The following is an 18,093-nucleotide window of genomic DNA, read 5'->3' as shown; positions in this document are numbered from 1 at the left end:
AATAAGAGTCGCGTTCGTACCTAAACCCGGTTTCTGCGAGCCAAATTAAATTTGGCCGCGAAGCTCCAAAAAGTGAAACCGGGAATCAGCCGTATAGCGCCCAAGTTCCGTAAAATCTAAAATCTAAAATCGGAAAACCGGGAATCAGCCGTATAGCGCCCAAGTTCCGTAAAATCTAAAATCTAAAATCTAAAATCTAAAATCTAAAATCGGATGAGTGATTTTTTGTCAGCAGATGCTGCGTCTAATTCAGGCAGTTCACCCACTACAAATAACGAGCCACAAACCGCCGATATTTCAGCAATGGCTGGCGATCGCACAAATCCCGATCCGGGGAAGCGCGAATTAGGGGAAGCGCCTTTAAGGCTTGTAGAAACGGCTTTTTTGGCAAGTACCGCTAGCTTGATTTGGCTGGTAAATTATTACTTTCCGCTGGGGCCTTTGCTGCGGGTTTTTTTCCCGATACCGATCGCCCTTGTCTACCTGCGCTGGGGGAACCGCGCTTCTTGGATGGCAGCTTTGGTATCGGGTTTGCTGCTGTCGGTACTCATGGGCCCGACGCGCAGCATTTTATACGTGATCCCTTTTGGAATTATGGGAGTTGCGCTGGGAGGACTTTGGAGGCGCAAAGCGAGTTGGTCTTTTTCTATTAGTTTGGGCGCGTTAATTGGCACTCTTGGCTTCTTTTTTAAGTTTTGGTTGCTGTCAGCTTTGGTGGGTCAAGACCTCTGGGTTTACGTAACAGCCCAGGTAACAGAGATGGTGGAATGGGTTTTTGTGAAGCTCGGCTGGCTTAATGTACCGAGTTTGAACACTATTGGGGCGATCGCCGCCGGGATGATTTTGGTTAACAATATTGTCTATTTATTTGTAGTGCATTTAGTAGCTTTGCTGCTGTTAGATCGTTTGGGAAATCCGATTCCGCGGCCACCGCGCTGGGTGCAACTTTTGATCGATTATGAAGAGTAGTTATTGGGAATTGTTGACTGTTGACTGTTGACTGTTGACTGTTGACTGTTGACTGTTGACTGATGACTAATAACTAATAACTCATGACTAATGACTAACTATGATTGGTATTTATACAGAAATCGAACAGGGTCAGCGGTGGCTTGAAGGCTATCGGGGACGAAAACCGATATTTGCCTGCGTGTTAGGATTTACCGCTACAGGATTAATTCCGGGAATTTCAGCAGCAGGAGCAACGCCGCACGATCGACAATTTACTTGTTTGGCCGATGCAGAATTTTTGTATAACGGCCCCCAACCGTCGCCCCAATATCCTTTGCCGCCCCTAGAAGCTGGTGCCTCGCCGGTACTGATATCTCGCGCAGTAGTCGAAGCTTTGGAAATTCCCCTTTACCTGTTTAATTCTGGTTTGGCCCTCCCACCTCCCGTACCTGCAATTGATTTGGGCGGCACTCCGGCAAAGTGTGTGATTTCTGGGAATGCTTTAGAACTCGAAACAGTCAAACATTTGCTCGAACAAGGATTAATTTGGGGAGCTAAATTGGCCGCTCAAACTAATGGCAGCTATTTAATTTTAGGGGAGTGCGTAGTTGGGGGAACGACTACTGCTTTGGGCGTGTTAATGGGTTTGGGTATTGCAGCGGCGGGCAAAGTTAATAGTTCTCATCCTCGCTGCAATCACGCTCAAAAATTGGCTGCGGTGACAGCGGGACTCAATCATGCTGAGTGGGAAATTGGCGGACAAAACAGCACTCCCCTGGAATTGGTGGCGGCGGTGGGCGATCCGATGCAAATAGCTGTGGCGGGAATGGCGATCGCCGCGAGTCGGACTTGCGGGGTGCTCCTGGCCGGGGGGACGCAAATGCTGGCAGTGTACGCTTTGATGCAAGCCTTAGCCCGTGAATATGCTCTGGTATGGTGTCCCGAACAAGTTGCGGTGGGGACTACTCGCTGGGTGGCGGAAGACCCTACAGGAGACACTGTAGGACTCGCTAATGATATCGGCGGTGTGCCTTTGTTGGCCGCGCAGCTAAGTTTTGCTGGATCTCGCTACGGGCAACTGCAAGCTTACGATCGCGGCTATGTTAAGGAAGGTGTGGGTGCGGGAGCCTGTGCGATCGCCAGTGGCTTGGCTGCAAATTGGACTCCAACTCAACTCCTCCAAGCTGTTGAAGCTTTAGCCTCGCGGTGTGAAATTAAACATTAGATAGTCCTGGATGCCAAAAACCAGTTTTTTACTCCAAATATTGGGGTTTTGCAGCGATGAATACACTCCAAAACCGGGTTTTTAGTTTTCTTTGCGTCCAGTGCTGTGAGGAATTAAACATTAAAAATTAAGATGCGCCTATCGAGCAGCGAATCTGGTTCTGCTGCTCAACCAGCTTCATTTTGGCTGAATAATTATCTCATTTTATTGAGCATAAATGCTCTCATATTTACAGAAGTTTATACACAATATCTGGCTTTAATGCAGTATTCTTCCTGCTAATTGCGCGAGAGAAAAAACTCTATGCAATGACTCTATAAGTTGACGAGCATAAATCAACGCAACTTGTATTTTTTTGAGATTAATGCCCGATCCCCGCTAGCAATATTTAATGAGATCCGCCTACCTGTTGCGAGTGCACTCTTTTGGCGAGCAACTGTTCTTCCAAAGCAGCAATTCGATTGTAAGCTGCTGTTAGCTGAGCAGTTAGGCGCTGGATTTGAATTTCTGCGCTCAGCTCTTTTTCGATGCTTTGAGAATTCTTGTCGAAGTAGCTGTCATCTAACAGTATGTCTTTGTGTTCGAGGAGCCCGTCGAGACGGCTGTAGCTTTGATATGACGAGGTTTTGTCATTTCCTACCGTTCCAGAGCTGGCGTTTCTCTGCTGCTGGGTCAGCTTCGTCTCCTGGGCTGACTCGAATAGCTTGTCATTGAGGTTTTCTATGAGTTTGTAAAGGGCCTCGACTTGTTGGGTCAATAATGTAACTTGCTGCTGGAGCGGTTCCATACAATCATCCTTTGGCTCGTAACTTATATCTTTACATATAAGGTAAATCTTTACATAACTGCGATTTATCACTAAATTATTTAATTTTTGACGTAATTGTTGTGTTCCCAATCCTGACGGTAGATTTAGGAAGCCAGCCTGAAGATAATCGATCGCCATTCGTGAGTCGATTTGAGATTTGAGATTTTAGGTTTTAGATAGTCTTGGATGCAGGAACCTAGTTTTTTAACCCCATACTTCGTTCAAACCTTCAATCAGAGTTAAAACATCAGGTTTCTGAGAATCGGATCGCGGAGCGTCCTATTAGATTGACTTCGCTCTAGCCAGCGCTTTCAGGATTCAGAACAGTGGGTTTTTAGTTATTAAGCTGTCGCGGATTTAAAAAGGATTTTTCACTTTCGACATGACTGACTTTGGGAAATACCGCTCGGTTTTGTAAAAAGCGTCATCCAGCGGCAGAGGGCAACACTCTCAGTGTTTCGTTATATTAACAAATGTAACACAGATGCAGTCGATCGCCAACGGGGGCGAGCAAAATTGGGTCAAACTCATATGCTGCACCATTCTCGCTTAACAGGCTTTCCGGCCTGTTCCAGAACAAGTGCATTTTCTTGTGGGGTGGGCAGGAGATCCCGCCTATAGAAGGCCATCGAGAATGGTGCAAGATGTGAGGTCAAAAGAACTTTTCGGGGAGAAATCAGGCGTTAAGTTGAGGGGGTTGTCGGCATCCGAAAGCTCGATCGACAAGGTAGAAGGTAAAATCAGGGCAAGAGTCAAACAGACTCACAGCGCAGCAGAACCGAGTACAATGGCTCTGTGTTTGAGGAAGAAATAAGATAAATCGGCGCCAATTACCGGACTCGACAAACAATTATTTTCCGGGCTGCAGAACACAAAACGATCGGTCAATATTTAGAAAAGCGGATTCACAGGTGAAACGAAGGTCTTTGCTATTGGGGGCCGCCACCCTAACTTTAAGTCAATTGGCGGCAGGGTGCGACTCGAAGCCCATTCTCAAAATTCGATCGCTCAAAAACAGTATTCCGGCCCAACTGGTAAGCAAATTTAGCCGCGATGTACAACCGTCTCCGCTTTTGCAGGTAACGCAAGAACCACAATTAAAAGAATTATTCGCCCTATTGCAGGAGTGGAAACAGGTTCCCAAATCAAAAAATCAAGCTGATTTGGTGATGTTGGGAGATTACTGGCTGACTTTGGCAATTCGGCAAAAATTGATTCAGCCGATCGATCCTGCTAAGTTTGCTAATTGGGCACAATTGCCCGAAAGATGGCAAAAACTCGTCAGGCGCAACGATGACGGTCAATTAGATCCTAAAGGTAAAATTTGGGGCGCACCCTACCGCTGGGGAAGTACAGTAATTGCCTATCGAACAGATAAATTCAAGTCTTTGGGGTGGACTCCCACAGATTGGAGTGACTTGTGGCGATCGGAATTGCGCGATCGAATTTCTTTGCCGGACAGTGCGAGAGAAGTTATTGGTTTAACATTAAAAAAACTCGGAAAATCTTACAATACGCAGCAATTAGATAAAGTCCCAAATCTCAAAAAAGAACTGGCAAATCTGCACCAACAAGTTAAACTTTATAGTTCTGATGCTTACCTGCAACCATTAACTTTAGGCGATACTTGGTTGGCAGTAGGTTCCTCTGGGGACTTGCTACCGCTGCTGCAAACTGAAAAGGATATTGCTTTAGTAATCCCGGTTTCTGGAACTGCACTTTGGACTGATTTGTGGGTAGAACCTGCATCGGGGAATCGTGTTTCGTTAGTGGAAAAATGGATTGATTTTTGTTTGCAGCCTCGGATTGCTCCTCAATTATCTTTGCTGGCTAAGGCTAGTTCGCCGATAATTGTCGGCATGAAACCCGAGGATTTGCCGGAAGCTGTTCGCACTAATTCTGTGTTGTTGCCGGATGCTAAGATTCTTGCGGCTAGCGAGTTTCTGCTGCCGTTTGGGGATGCGGGGATCTCGCTGTATCGATCGCTCTGGCAAGAAATTCGGCAAGTAGTGAAAGGCTAAAATTTCACTGCGTTTTGAGGTACGTAGTTGCGCTTCAGCGCTCTTTTATCTATGAAAGAGCAAGGAGCAAAGAGCAGTTTTGTATTTATAGTGCTGTCCCCGCTCCCGTATTGTACAATAGGCGAGCGGGACATTATTCAAATAAAAAATACTTTTTACAAAAATGAGATGCTTGCAAAGAGCGCTGAAGCGCAACAACGTACCTTAGAAAAATAAAAAAATAGCACGGGTTGAAGTGTTATTATTTTAATTTTAACAACAATCGTAATTATAAATCACCTGAGAAAAATCTAAATTTTCTAAGTCATCAGCACGAATCAAAAAGTTACCTACTCCACAATCACCCCAACAAATCTCATCATCACTAATCATGTGTAAGAGTACAACTTTATGGTCTTTGTATTGCGGACTATCCTCACGAGGATCAGTTTGCGTAAAGTAGCCGTATCCCCCTATTTTATGGTGATTCTCGTATATATTACCAGAAGACCACTCAAATAATCCGTTATCATCTTCCGAAATTATATCCAAATAATTTTGAAGCTTTTGTTCTCCTAAAAAAATATCAAATTGATAGTCCGCTGGATTCACCCACGCCTTGTCAAAACTAAACTGTAAAGCCAAACATTCTTGAGAATTATTCACATCTTGGTGCTGTAAAGGTGAATAATAATGTTCATAAACACAATCGGAAGAAGGATAATCAATCGGACAATTATTTTCGTCAAAAGCTTGCCACCCACTAAATTTTTGCTTATTTAAAATTGAATATGTCTCATTTATATCCAATAAAAAACCAAAATCTGTTTGACAATTATTTTTTTCAATTTTGTAAAAATACAATATTTTGAAATCTTTTTGATTGTCCAACTTCTCTGTATCCATTCCAAACATACCTGTCCGACCGATATAAAACTGTAAAATTCCTTTTGTGGGGAAAGGGGCTAAATATGGCACTTGGGCAAAGATTTCCTCAAAATTGAGTTGTGCCAAAAGGTGCATATATTTTCCATCACTATCTTTGGGAAAATCGTAACCTTTCGGCAAGTAAGGCACTCCGCCAAATTTGCTTGACCAGAAATCAGTCGCCTTTCGTTCGTAAGTGATTTTGATAACAGGCTTTTCTGAACTTTCAATTTCTTGGCGAAAAGGTTCTAATTCAGCAGGAAGCTCAAGGTTTGTTTTCATTTTTTTCTACATATTATAAACCGCATTTATCAGCTAAAATGCACGGTGCGTCAGCTCTTGATTTATCCATTAAACATCAAATAACTCGGTGCTGACGCACCCTACTAAAACTCCTTCCGCCTTCCTCGAAGACGCGGATTTGAGAGAGATTCTAAATCAATGCGACAACTAAGCCGATCGCCCTTGCACGAATAAACTGCCAAAGCTGTGCCTTGACGGTTGCAAACTCGCACATTGTAACCGTATTCGCTGGCGACAGTGCCGAAGCGGTTGACAAACTGATAGCGTTCCATATAATCGAGCAAACTCCAAAGTTGGCGGTTGACGATGATAATTACCCAAGTATTGCCGGGATCGACAAACCAGCGATCGAGCAATTTTCCGCCAAACTGTTTTTGAGCTAACCACAGACTCGGCACGCTTTTTTCGGTTTGCGAAAGCGGGGGCGACGGCAAATTAGCAGCGTTGCCACTCGGGCAAGCCGGCTGCTGGGAAAAAGCCGCAGATTGTCCCCACAGCAAGGCTCCGAGGCACGCAGAACAGGCGATCGGCAACAAAAATAAACTTTTTGTCAAAATGCCATGCCTGCGCGTATCAAGATCGTATTTCATAATTATTGTGTTCTTTATTATATGTTTCCCATAGGGGCGGGTTTTACCAACAATTTATGTCGGAAACTCGCAATTTAGAAAACCCGCCCCCGCACAGCAGATAACCTGCATCAACCTTACATTTTATTATCTGCAAAAGATGTACATTGCGATTTTGTGTGGTGTGGGGGCGGGTTTATTAGATTGTTTATTTTGGGCTTTTATTGTTGGTAAAACCCGCCCCCACAGTCATGTTAAAATTCCGATCGCCTAAACAATGAAGCAGGCAGACAAGCAGTAAAAGTAGAACCGCAATTTAACTCGCTATAAACTTCAATATCGCCGCCCATCATCTGACAGAAACGCTGGCTGATAGTCAGTCCCAAACCAGTACCGCCGTACTTGCGAGTAGTTGAATTGTCGGCTTGAGTAAAAGGTTGGAACAGTCGCTCTTGCTGCTCTGGTGTCATGCCGATGCCCGTGTCCGTCACTCGGAAAACTAAAAAGTCTGAATCCAAAATTAACATTTGAGCAACTCTCGGTTGATATTTATTTTTTAATTCTTCACTGGTAATTCTTTCGACAGTAAGTACGATCGTCCCTTGAGCAGAAAATTTAGCAGCATTGCTGAGCAAATTCAGCATTACCTGCCGCACTTTCATCAAATCGCCGTGCATAGCGCCGATATTGTCAGAACTCAATACTTGCAAAGTATTGCGGTTTTTATCCATTAGCGGTTTGATAGTTGTTACTACCTCCTCGATTAAGCCTCCAACATCGAAGCTTTCGAGGTAAATCTCCATCTTGTCAGCTTCAATTTTGGAAATGTCGAGAATGTCCTCAATGAGCCGCAGCAAGTGTTTGCCAGCAGTGCGAATTTTGTCTAAATCCGAGACTATCTCTAAGTTGCCTAACTCTTCGGCATCTTCCACAAGCATATCGCTGTAGCCGATAATCGCGTTCAGGGGAGTCCGCAACTCGTGGCTCATGTTTGCCAGAAAAGCACTCTTGGCGCGGTTGGCGAGTTCTGCGGCTTCTTTTGCCAACTGCCACGCTTCCTCAGCGTCTTTGCGTTCGGTGATATCTCGCAGCGTGGCCACTACCGCTTCGACGCTGCCGTCAGTCGCACAAAGCGGGCTGAGAATGTACTCGTAGTCGCGGGTTCCCCAGCTTGCCGTGGGGACGATGACTTCGCCTTTCTTGGGCTCGGCTGTGGCAAATATGGCGTCGCATTCTTCGTGAACCCGCTGCATAATTGTTGGCGACCAGCCTAATTCCTGCCAGGTTTTGCTAATCATTTCTCTGGGATTCATGCCGGCAGCTTGAGCGGCGGTGCGGCTGACGTAAGTGTACCTTCCCGATTGATCGACTAGAAAAATTAGGTCAAGAGAAGCGCCGAGAATCCCGTCAACTGTTCTGGCGTGTCGGGCTACCTGAGCAGTCATTTGTCTGACGGCGATCGCGCCGCGGACTTTGGCGGCGAGTTCAAACTGCAAAAGTTCGTTGGCTTGTTGGAGGTATAGGGTGCGCTGTTCGACTTCTTTTTCTAGTTCTGCTTTGGCTTTTTCTAGGGTGAGTTCGGCAAGTTTGCGATCGCTCACGTCTGTAGAAATTGTACCGACTGCATAAGCTTGACCTTCGGAGTTGCAGAGGGGAAATTTCAGAGAAATATAAGTGTGCGGGCCGTCGTCTTGAGGGATGATTTCTTCGATGGTTAGGGGCGAGGAAGATTCGATAACTTTCAGGTCATTTTCTCGCAAGGCTGCTGCTTTATCTTCGGGAAAAATATCGCCGTCGGTTTTGCCTGTTATTTGCTCTTTTGCGATGTCGAACAAATTGTCAAAATGGCGGTTGGTGAGCAGGTATTTTCCGTCAACATCTTTGATGTAAATCACTGCTGTTGAGTTGTCTAAAATCGCTTGCAGCAGTGCTTCGCTCTTTCGCAGGGCTTTTTGAGTGTTTTGGCGATCGAGTATTTCTGGCTGCAATTCCAAGTTGAGGCGATTTAAGTCTTGCCAAGCTTCCTGGACTTGATTTAAGGCGATCGCGCTTTTTTCTAGTTCTGTATTTGCCTGCCGCGACTGATTTGAGGCGGAGTTTGCGGGCAATTCTAGGGGTTGGAAAGCGAGCGGGATGTGGGGATTTGCGATCGGGCCATCGCCCGCAGTTTTTTTATATCGAAAATCGACCGCTAATTTAGCGTTTAAACTCAATTTTTTTGGAAATAAATCGGGAATTTCGCCGAAATTTAAATTGTCATAAATTAGATCCAAATTCCGGGATCGCTGCTGCGGTGCGGCGGTGGAGTTAAATGCCCAATTCCCCTCTGCTGTTGATAAATCTGAGTTACCGGGTTTGGCAATCCGGCGGGTGACGGCAACTGCCAAGGCGAAGGGGAAAACGGCAGCAGCAGACAGTGCCAGCAGCCAGTTGTTGCCCCACCATGTTTCGATCGAGGTTTTCGGGATGCCCCGCACTAAAATTGCTGCGGGTTTTCCGGCTAGATTATTCAGGGATTGGGCAGCTACTGTATAAGTTTGACTGCCTGTTTGTACGTCTGCCGCGACTAATTTGCCGTCGGCGGAGAATGCAGATTTCAGCAGCGATTTGTCTGCCAGCAAGTCTGGTAACTGTTGGTTTTTTATAACTGTTTGCGAACTTGCCAAGACAAATTTGCCGTCAGCCAGCCGTGCGTAGATAGCCTGATATCCGCCGCCCTGTAAATTGAGCGTTTCGCTGCTAGCAACTGCCGAAGTTTGGCTGATAATTTTTCCTAAAACTAAAGCAGCAATCACTGTCTGAGTTTTTGGATCTTTTACGGGAATTGCTGCGTAGCGGAGGAGCACAGGGCGATCGCCCTTTCCGGGCGGCAAAGATCCCAATTGTTTCTGAACTTCTGATTTTGCAATGATTTCGGTAGCCGTAATTGGCTGTTTTGCAGCGAATACTCGATCGACTATTTTTTGCAGGTTTAAACTTTTTCCCTTCTGCTTGGGGTTGACGCTAACAACTATCTGCCGATTTTTTCCTACTAAAGCCGCACTGTCTATTTCCCCTGTTTTGACTTGTTTTTCCAGAAGTTGCTTGACAGATTTTTCCAAATATGATAATGATTTTTTGCCGCTGTTGTAAGCTAAAGCTGTTTGGGCGATCGTTTTGCTGTCAGAGGAGTTTTGCAAACGGTCGGCGGCGCGATCGAGTTTGAAATTGTAGTTAATTTCACTAAGGCTCAGTTCTGATTTAGCTTGATTTTGCAGTTTGTTGCTTCCAACTGCCGATGTTAGCCAAAGTGCTGCTCCCGTTAGTCCGACTGGCAAGATTGTTTGTAACGCCAGCAGTCCAATTAACTGTTTTCTGGTGACGGACAAGTTGTAAGTGGACGGCTTGAAAGCTGTTTTAAATCTTTCGGAAGTCGCAACTTCAGTTGGCTGCAGACAATTTGGATTGCTGTCGTTTAACTGAGTTTGAGCCATAGTAGTAGATACTGAATCGGTTATAGATGACAGGCGATAAATTAATCTGGAAAACAATCAATCAATTTTAGATTTTAGATTTTGGATTTTAGATTTTAGATCGAATTCGGTTAATTACTCATATCATGTCCGGTCGAGCGACAGCGATTTTTGTCGGGGCGGGTTCACAACAATACCTGCCAACAATCTCCAATCTCAAAAACCCGCCCCGACCGGGATATTATGGTTAATCGATCGCACATGATATCATCATAAAATTGTTGCCTCTCGCCGGCGCCAACCAAGCAAGAAAATGACTGGGGTATGCTCACAGAAATCAGTTTCTAGGTGTTAATCAGATTATCTTATTTAGCTGTTTTTACATATAGTGTCGGTTCCTATTGAAAGTTTGTTCGGAGCATCCCAATGATTGCTTTCACAGGAGTGCTCGCGCTTAGATGTAGGCTTGGCTGTGCAGTATGGTGGCACTCATGTGAAAACGTTTTTTGCAAAATCGGGATGCTCTTGCAGACAGTCGCCAGACTAAGTAATTTTTTGCTCGACTATACAGTAAATTTACTTAAACCAAAGTTTAGCGTAATTATTGCAAAACTTAGATACGCTCGATCGACCTTTTCCCTGCTTCACCTTTTTTCAATCCCACAACCGCCTGCCTGCTTTGCCGCCCAGTCGCTGGTGAGTATCTTTGAGCAAGGTTGGGATGTCTAACTCTTCGGGACACCTGGGCAAACATTCGCCGCAATCGGTGCAGCGGTTGCCTTTGCTGCCGGGAAACCAGTGTCCGGCATTTTCAAACATCGCATAGCGGTATTTGCCAAAGTCAGTCATGTCGCACCCGACGGCGAGATTGCGGAGTCGCAATACTTCGGGAATGTTGATGTTTTCCGGGCAAGGCAAACAGGCATAGCACTGGCTGCATTTGTCGGTTTTCAAACTGGCTGCAATAGCCGATTCTAGCCGATCGAACGCAGCGATTTCGGCGTTGGTGAGGGGAAAGTCGCGATCGCAATATTTCAGAGGTTGCTCTAATTCTGTCGGATTTGCAGCCCCCACACTTAGAGTCCCAATCCTAGTATCGCTCAGTAAAAACCGATAGTTCAACTCTAAAGGCGAGAAAGGCGAGCACAATTGTGCGAGAGTTTCCGGGGGCGTGTAGAGTTGCCCTCCTTTATCTGCCGGGGAAATGATGAAAACGCCCATATCTTTGTGCTTGGCGAGTTCAATTGCCGGGGCGTTGCGCTGAAAAAAATAGTAGTAGTGCAGATTGACAAACTCAAACAAATCTGTATTGATTGCAGCCAAAATCAGATCCAGAGGCCCGTGAGTCGAAAAGCCGACGTGCCGAATGCGGCGATCGGCGAGGGCTTTGCGTACAGATTCCATGCAGCCTGTGGGCGATCGCACAATCGCCAAATGTTCCCAAGTATTCAAACCGTGAATTGCCAGACAGTCGATATAGTCTAAATTCAGGCGTTTTAGGGAGGCGTCGATGCAGCGTTCCATTGCTGCAGCATCCTCCGTTGGGGAAATTTTCGTAGTGACGTGGAAGCGCGATCGATCGACAGACAAACCAGCCGAGATGGCCGCACCGAGATATTCCTCGCTGCAACCGTAACCAGCCGCTGTTTCCAGGTGATTGATTCCCTGAGAAACAGCCTCTTGTACAGTCTGACAGGCAGTTTCCTCAGAAGCCAAATAGCGCATGGTTCCCAAGGAAAATACGGACAGGTGCAAGTTAGTTTTGCCAAACCGTCGATAGCGCATAACTGTTAGGAAGTTTCGCCCGGGCTAAAGCCGCTTCTCTTGATCAAATCCTCTGGACGGAGGTTTGATATAAATTCCCGGAAGGCCCGGCGTTCTGCTTCATCAGCATCTCGATCGACCGGTATGGAAGCATCGGCTACGACTTCTTCCATCACCCAGATGGGGCTATTCGTGCGCAGGGCTAGGGCGATCGCGTCGCTAGGTCGGGCATCGATCTCTTTTTTAACTTCTCCCTGACGGACGATCAGCACGGCATAGAACGTGTTATCTTGCAGCGAGTGAATAACTATACGCTCCAAGGTAAGATTCCAGGCTTCTAGAAAATTGACCATCAAATCGTGAGTTAAAGGTCGAGGAGGCTTGTGACCTTCCAGAGAACTAATAATAGCCTTTGCCTGCTCCTGACCGATATAAATAGGCAAAGCGCGCCGCTCAGTAGCGTCTCTCAATAGGACTATAGGACTGCGCGTGGCTGCATCTAAGGCAATTCCAGCGACTTTCATTTCAATCATTCGATCGGCCTCATAGAATTAAGAAACTGTAAGGCAGTAGAGAACTTGGACATAAAGATTACCTAAATCCAGTATGACTCGATCTTCGCCTGAATCTGCAACGAATCGGGCACTGTCGATTTGAGATGGGACATTGACTCTGGGGGGACAGGGGGAGGGCAAAAGCTCCTGCGTCTGGTTTTTGGCTGTGGTTTGATGTAAATAAGCGATCGATTAGGGAAAAATACTTATGTTTACAGGACTAATTCAATCTCTCGGAAAGCTGAAGTCGCTAGGCAACGATTATTTCCAAATTTCCTGCACCTCCAGCAACTCCTATCAGATTTTACAAGATTTAGCCATTGGGGACAGCGTAGCCGTGGATGGAGTCTGTTTGACGGTAGTGGAAGTTCTACCGCAAGGTTTTGTCGCCGTCGCTTCCCCGGAAACCCTCCGCCGTACTACTTTGGGAGCATTCCCCGATGCTTGGGTCAACTTAGAAACCTCCCTGCGCGCCGGTAGCAAATTGGGGGGACATTTCGTGACGGGGCACGTAGATGCGATCGGCACTTTAGCGACATCAACCCAAACCGCCAACGCTTGGGAGATGCGGTTTACTGCCCCACCAGCAGCAAATTCGGGATGGCAACGCCAAATCGCACCTTATATCGTTTCTAAGGGCAGCATCGCCGTCAACGGCATCAGCTTAACCGTGGCAGATTGCGATGCTGACGGTAATTGGTTTGAAGTTGCTGTCATTCCCCACAGTTTTGGTGAGACAAACCTCAGCTATTTGCAACCAGGAAGTTTAGTTAATTTAGAAGCAGATATTCTCGGCAAATATGTCGCCAAATTTCTCCGCAGCGGTTCAAAATCTCATCCCGAACCTTGGGAAGAAGACCCCGCAATCAACAGTTTAGGAACAATTACACCCGAATTCTTAGCAGAACACGGATTTATGTAATCAATGAATTGCGATACATAGCATGGATGAAGATATGACTAACGATAATCTGACCAAATGGCGATCGCTTCTTTCCCAATTAGATTTATGCTTAGGAAGTTTTGGAGATCCAATATATCCTCATCGCGTATCAACTTTGAATGAAGCTGAATTGGAAGATTTTGCATCCCAAGAAGGATTGATTTTTTGGTCAAAGGGAAGTTTGTCAACTTTAACTGAAGACCAAATTCAAAAATTTGAATCTGAAGCCGGCTTGATTCTTCCTCAAGGATATCGAGAATTTTGCCAGGTGTTTGGGTCAGGAAAATTTGGTGCGGATGGTTTTTTCATTGATGTTCCTGATATTGATGATATAGAAGGACACTTAGGCGAAAATGAGTGTCTTCTTGACTCTTGTAAAAATAGCTCATTGTGGTCAAGTGAAGTCAAGGAATTACTGGATAATTCTTATCTATTTGGCGGCGGATGCGGTCTTGTTGCTTGTATTTTTGACTTAAGAACTTACAGGGAACAAGATAGAAGTTATGATATTTATGGAGTCAACTGCAATAATGACTTTACTTGTGCTTTAGGTCGAGACTTTTTTGAGTTTGTTCGCGACATATGTATTGGCGAACGGGCAAAAGCAGAATTTCCCGAATTACTACTAGGAGGACAGCTAGATATTGATGAAAATAACTTGTTCAACCGAAGGACAACTTTTTTGCTTGATGGGAATCCCTCTAGCATAACAGCAGATCCAGATATAGAAGAAGGAGATTATGAAGAATATGAAGAAGAAGAAGAGGAAGAAGATTACTGGTTAACTTAAATTGTTAAGACAAAGATGTAAAAAATAGTAATTATCTAAAAATTGCATAAATTACTGGAAATATTAGAAGTAATTAGAAGTCCTCAGCCAGAAATTTTAACTACTGAAGTTGCTCTTCAGAAAGGGTTCAATCTTTTTTATTTCAAAAGCATCACCCAGCAATTCCCACCTGTGAAACTAAAAACTATGTAGCAATTAATAGCTTTTGAATGCCGGGTGCATCGAAGAATGGATAAGTTAGCAAATTCAGATAAAATAACCGATGTTGTAGTTTCCCATTAGCCGCGCTTTGCGAGATAATTGGGTGAAACAAAAAAGCACCTCTACCATAATTGAATTGCTGTTGCCCAAATTTGCGTAGACTTAGGAAGGCAAAATCCCTAACTTGATGGATTGTTAGATATAACAATGAAAAAATGCAGTAGATTGCCTCTTTTACCAAAACTGATAGAAAGTTCCCACTATAGAATTATTATACCTAAATATAAACATTGATGACAAGTTATCCGACTTGTGTTATAAAGAAATGGTTTAACATCCTATTTTTTTTACTATCATACATTTTATTTATTGACATATTTTTAACTCTTAAAATATGATTTTTAGTTTTAGTCTATTACCATTATTTTAATTGGAAAAACTCATTTATATATGCTATCTACCATTGACATTGAAATGAGAATGGGGTAGAATTATTGTCAGCGGAGCTTGGCTGTCTCTTCCTTCAAATGTGTAAGTCCTGACTGCGAGAAGTGTAAGGTATACCTGCCAATCTAGAAAGCAACAAAAATTTTGAAAAATATTGTTAAAAACCAATGCAGCCAGATTCTCAAAAATCCCTCTCTTTGCCTCTCGTATCAGTCATTATTCCTGCATACAACGCTGAGCCATTTATTGAAGAAACTTTGAAATCTGTTCTCGCTCAAACTTATCCAGCAATTGAAGTTTTAGTAGTCGATGACGGTTCCCAGGATCGAACCCCTGAAATTGTAGAAAAAATTGGCGAAAAAGATTCTCGCGTTCAGCTTCTGAAACAGCAAAATTCTGGAGTCGCTGTTGCTCGAAACTTAGGAATTGAGAAGTCGAGAGGAGAATTTATCGCCCCCATTGATGCCGATGATATTTGGTATCCTGAAAACATAGAAAAACAAGTTCAATGTATGTTGGAGGGAGGGGAAGAAGTAGGGGTGGTCTATTCGTGGACAGTGGACTTGGATGAAAAAGGATTGCTAACAGGAGGATTCCGGTCTTTTAGAATTGAAGGTGACGTGTACGCGACCCTAATTTGCCACAACTTTATAGGAAACGCGAGTGCTTCTATGATCCGTCGCAGTTGTTTGGAAAAGGTGGGAATTTATGACAAGACATTGAAGGAAAGGAATGCTCAAGGCTGTGAAGACTGGGACTTGTACCTGCGGATAGCAGAGCTTTATCAATTTCGAGCCGTGCCGGAATTTTCAATTGGCTATCGCAGGATGTATAACACTATGTCTACCAACTATACGACAATGGCGAAGTCTCAATCTTTGATGTTGCAAGCTGCCAAGCAACGGCATCCCGAAATTCCCGATTTCCTGCACCGATTATCTACCAGTAATTTTTTGCTGTACTTAGCGAACCAAAGCAGCCGCAACGGCCGCGATCGCACCGCGCTATTTTGGTTATTCCAAGCTTTAAAAACTGAGTGCATCTCACCCTTATTCCGTTCTGGCTTTTACAGAGTATTGGGAAAGAGCCTTTTCAACCTATTATCCCAGTCTGGGAAACATCACGATGCTCTCGATGCACCTGTGAGAGTAGAAGATACCCCATCCTCTGAGAACCAACCGATCGGCCGGGAGGTGTTGGTAGAGATCCGGCGCAAAAAGATCGAATTAATGGTAACGATAGGAAACATTTTTCACCGCTCAATTTCCTTCCTTGTCAAGCGAAATCAAGCAAATATTGACACGCTCCCTCAAGCGAACATTAGCGCCACGCCACCGACAAAGGCAGAGTTGTCTTAATGAAAAAAGAGATTAAAGCTATTAGAACTCTGCTACCCCTCCTCAAGCTTTACCCTTGGGCAATCCCGGCAATGATTTCCTTGGGTATGCTTGCTTCCCTTTCCGACGGCTTTGGCATTAGCTTATTCATTCCCTTTTTGCAAACTTTACAGCAAGAACAAGCTCAGGCTGTTACTGGCAATTCTTTTATTGATTCTCTGAACAAGATATTCGCTGGTGTCCCTGCTGGCTACCGCGTCTTAATCATCCCATTTTGTATTTTAGTCAGCATCCTGATCAAAAACCTAATTGTCTATAGTAATTCTCTGCTTTTTGCTTGGTTAAACTCGCGAATTAGCAACCGATTGCGCTGCAAAATTTTCAACCAAACTTTAAGCGTTAGCTACTCTTTCTTAGAGCGCAGCGAATCGGGAAAGATTATGAATATTTTGGCAACAGAGAGTTGGCAGACTAGCAAAGCTTTGAGTTTGTTTGTTAACTTGATTACGTGTGCTTGTACGATTACTGTCCTGGCGACGCTGTTACTGCTCATCTCTTGGCGACTCACCTTAATTATCAGTATAGCGCTCTTCCTCATCTCACAGTTCATCCAGTTTGTGACGCGCCGAGTCAAACATCTGGCACAGCAAGCCGTAGACGCCAATTCTCAGCTCGCTGTCCGAATGTGGGAGGGATTAGGGGGGATGAGAACCATCCGCTCCTTTGGACGGGAAACTTACGAGCAAGAACGCTTCGATCGCGCTTCCCTGCAGGTGCGAAACACCTTTTTGCAACTCGATATGCTGGGAGGGCTCATCAATCCGCTCTATGAAGTTTTTTCCGCACTCCTCCTGTTAGGAATTTTGGCGATCGCCCTCCTGCAAAACCAGTCAGCTATGCCAACGCTGCTGACTTTTTTATTCATCCTCTACCGCTTGCAACCGCAGGTGCAACAGCTAGATGTCGCGAGGCTAGGTTTAGTCTCTACCGCCAGTTCAGCAGAACTGGTGATGTCTTTTTTAGACACTTCTGATAAACCTTACATCCGCTCTGGTACCCTTCCCTTTGACAAGTTGAAGCAGGCGATCTATTTTGAGTCAGTTTCCTTAACTTACAATCCTGAAGATAGGCCGGCAATAGAGGATGTCTCGGTCGAGTTCAAACGCGGCCAAACGACTGCTTTAGTGGGGCCGTCGGGTGCGGGAAAATCTACGATCATCAGCCTCCTCTGCCGCTTTTACGAGCCAACATCAGGAGGAATTTATGTTGATGACTGCTCATTAAAAGAAATTAATTTAATGGACTGGCGGAAAGCAATTGCGATTGTCAGCCAAGATGTCCACATCTTTAGCGGGACGGTGAGGGATAATATCGCTTATGGGCGTTTAGAAGCAACCGAGGCAGAAATTTTTGAGGCGGCAAAACTTGCCAATGCTCACGATTTTATCAGCCAACTGCCGGAAGGGTATGACACGAAAGTGGGCGATCGCGGCGTTCGCCTTTCTGGCGGGCAAAGACAGCGAATTGCCCTCGCTCGCGCCATTGTCCGCAACCCAGATATTCTAATTCTGGATGAAGCAACGAATGCTCTGGATAGTATTGCCGAAAACTTGATTCAGGAAGCGCTCAACACGCTCAGCCAGAACCGCACCGTTATTGTCATCGCTCACCGCTTATCGACGATTGAAAATGCGGATCAAATTATTGTGATGGAAAATGGCAGGGCGATCGAACAAGGCAACCTCCAGTATTTGCTGAAACTCGACGGCCTCTTTGCCAAGCTTTATCACTTGCAACACCGCAACGTACAAAATTAAGAGTA

At 45.0% G+C, this 18,093-nt stretch carries 14 protein-coding genes; 8 read left to right on the top strand and 6 right to left on the bottom strand.

Annotated elements, in window-relative coordinates; all coding sequences use genetic code 11:
* The first annotated feature begins 213 nt into the window (after nucleotides 1–213).
* Nucleotides 214–969, top strand: a complete 756-nt coding sequence (locus E5S67_RS04515) for a DUF2232 domain-containing protein (RefSeq protein ID WP_172185872.1) — start codon at nucleotides 214–216, stop codon at nucleotides 967–969.
* Nucleotides 970–1,069: 100 nt separating this feature from the next.
* Nucleotides 1,070–2,176 (top strand): nicotinate mononucleotide-dependent phosphoribosyltransferase CobT, encoded by a 1,107-nt coding sequence (cobT, locus tag E5S67_RS04510; protein ID WP_172185871.1) that lies wholly within the window; start codon nucleotides 1,070–1,072, stop codon nucleotides 2,174–2,176.
* A gap of 388 nt (nucleotides 2,177–2,564) precedes the next feature.
* Here cobT and E5S67_RS04505 read toward each other — a convergent pair whose 3' ends face one another.
* On the bottom strand, nucleotides 2,565–3,122 hold the full coding sequence (locus tag E5S67_RS04505) for a hypothetical protein (protein WP_172185870.1): 558 nt from the start codon (nucleotides 3,120–3,122) through the stop codon (nucleotides 2,565–2,567).
* A 496-nt stretch (nucleotides 3,123–3,618) separates the two neighbouring features.
* On the opposite strand from E5S67_RS04505, the gene E5S67_RS04500 reads away from it, so the two are divergent.
* Both E5S67_RS04500 and E5S67_RS04495 read left to right on the top strand, forming a co-directional pair.
* Nucleotides 3,619–3,798 carry a hypothetical protein gene (locus E5S67_RS04500; protein WP_172185869.1) on the top strand — a complete coding sequence of 60 codons (180 nt, stop codon included), beginning with the start codon at nucleotides 3,619–3,621 and terminating at the stop codon, nucleotides 3,796–3,798.
* A gap of 97 nt (nucleotides 3,799–3,895) precedes the next feature.
* Entirely contained in the window at nucleotides 3,896–5,005 is a 1,110-nt protein-coding gene (locus tag E5S67_RS04495) for an extracellular solute-binding protein (RefSeq protein ID WP_172185868.1), read from the top strand.
* A 252-nt stretch (nucleotides 5,006–5,257) separates the two neighbouring features.
* Here E5S67_RS04495 and E5S67_RS04490 read toward each other — a convergent pair whose 3' ends face one another.
* The 5 genes from E5S67_RS04490 to E5S67_RS04470 form a co-directional block, all read right to left on the bottom strand.
* Nucleotides 5,258–6,193, bottom strand: coding sequence for a YwqG family protein (locus E5S67_RS04490; protein ID WP_172185867.1), 936 nt, complete (start codon nucleotides 6,191–6,193; stop codon nucleotides 5,258–5,260).
* Nucleotides 6,194–6,297: 104 nt separating this feature from the next.
* The gene (locus E5S67_RS04485) at nucleotides 6,298–6,804 is read right to left on the bottom strand and encodes a hypothetical protein (protein ID WP_172185866.1); all 507 of its coding nucleotides are present in this window, start codon (nucleotides 6,802–6,804) and stop codon (nucleotides 6,298–6,300) included.
* 233 nt (nucleotides 6,805–7,037) lie between these two features.
* Nucleotides 7,038–10,256 carry a PAS domain-containing sensor histidine kinase gene (locus tag E5S67_RS04480; protein WP_172185865.1) on the bottom strand — a complete coding sequence of 1,073 codons (3,219 nt, stop codon included), beginning with the start codon at nucleotides 10,254–10,256 and terminating at the stop codon, nucleotides 7,038–7,040.
* Nucleotides 10,257–10,889: 633 nt separating this feature from the next.
* A complete protein-coding gene (locus E5S67_RS04475; protein ID WP_172185864.1) occupies nucleotides 10,890–12,020 on the bottom strand; it encodes an aldo/keto reductase in 1,131 nt (376 codons plus the stop codon).
* 5 nt (nucleotides 12,021–12,025) lie between these two features.
* Nucleotides 12,026–12,532: a bifunctional nuclease family protein gene (locus E5S67_RS04470; protein WP_172185863.1), complete on the bottom strand. Its 507-nt coding sequence runs from the start codon at nucleotides 12,530–12,532 to the stop codon at nucleotides 12,026–12,028.
* Nucleotides 12,533–12,761: 229 nt separating this feature from the next.
* Between E5S67_RS04470 and ribE the strand changes: the two genes are divergently transcribed.
* The 4 genes from ribE (at nucleotide 12,762) to E5S67_RS04450 (ending at nucleotide 18,088) form a co-directional block, all read left to right on the top strand.
* A complete protein-coding gene (gene ribE / locus E5S67_RS04465) occupies nucleotides 12,762–13,475 on the top strand; it encodes a riboflavin synthase (RefSeq protein WP_172185862.1) in 714 nt (237 codons plus the stop codon).
* A gap of 22 nt (nucleotides 13,476–13,497) precedes the next feature.
* On the top strand, nucleotides 13,498–14,286 hold the full coding sequence (locus tag E5S67_RS04460) for an SMI1/KNR4 family protein (RefSeq protein WP_172185861.1): 789 nt from the start codon (nucleotides 13,498–13,500) through the stop codon (nucleotides 14,284–14,286).
* An 815-nt stretch (nucleotides 14,287–15,101) separates the two neighbouring features.
* On the top strand, nucleotides 15,102–16,292 hold the full coding sequence (locus E5S67_RS04455) for a glycosyltransferase family 2 protein (protein WP_172185860.1): 1,191 nt from the start codon (nucleotides 15,102–15,104) through the stop codon (nucleotides 16,290–16,292).
* Nucleotides 16,292–18,088: an ABC transporter ATP-binding protein gene (locus E5S67_RS04450; RefSeq protein WP_172185859.1), complete on the top strand. Its 1,797-nt coding sequence runs from the start codon at nucleotides 16,292–16,294 to the stop codon at nucleotides 18,086–18,088. Before E5S67_RS04455 ends, E5S67_RS04450 begins: the two co-directional genes overlap by 1 nt.
* The last annotated feature ends 5 nt before the right edge of the window (nucleotides 18,089–18,093 follow it).

The organism is Microcoleus asticus IPMA8 (assembly GCF_013179805.1).
Classification (GTDB): domain Bacteria; phylum Cyanobacteriota; class Cyanobacteriia; order Cyanobacteriales; family Microcoleaceae; genus Microcoleus; species Microcoleus asticus.
Note: the sequence above shows the minus strand (reverse complement) of the source record. Positions and strands in the feature narration are given on the sequence as shown.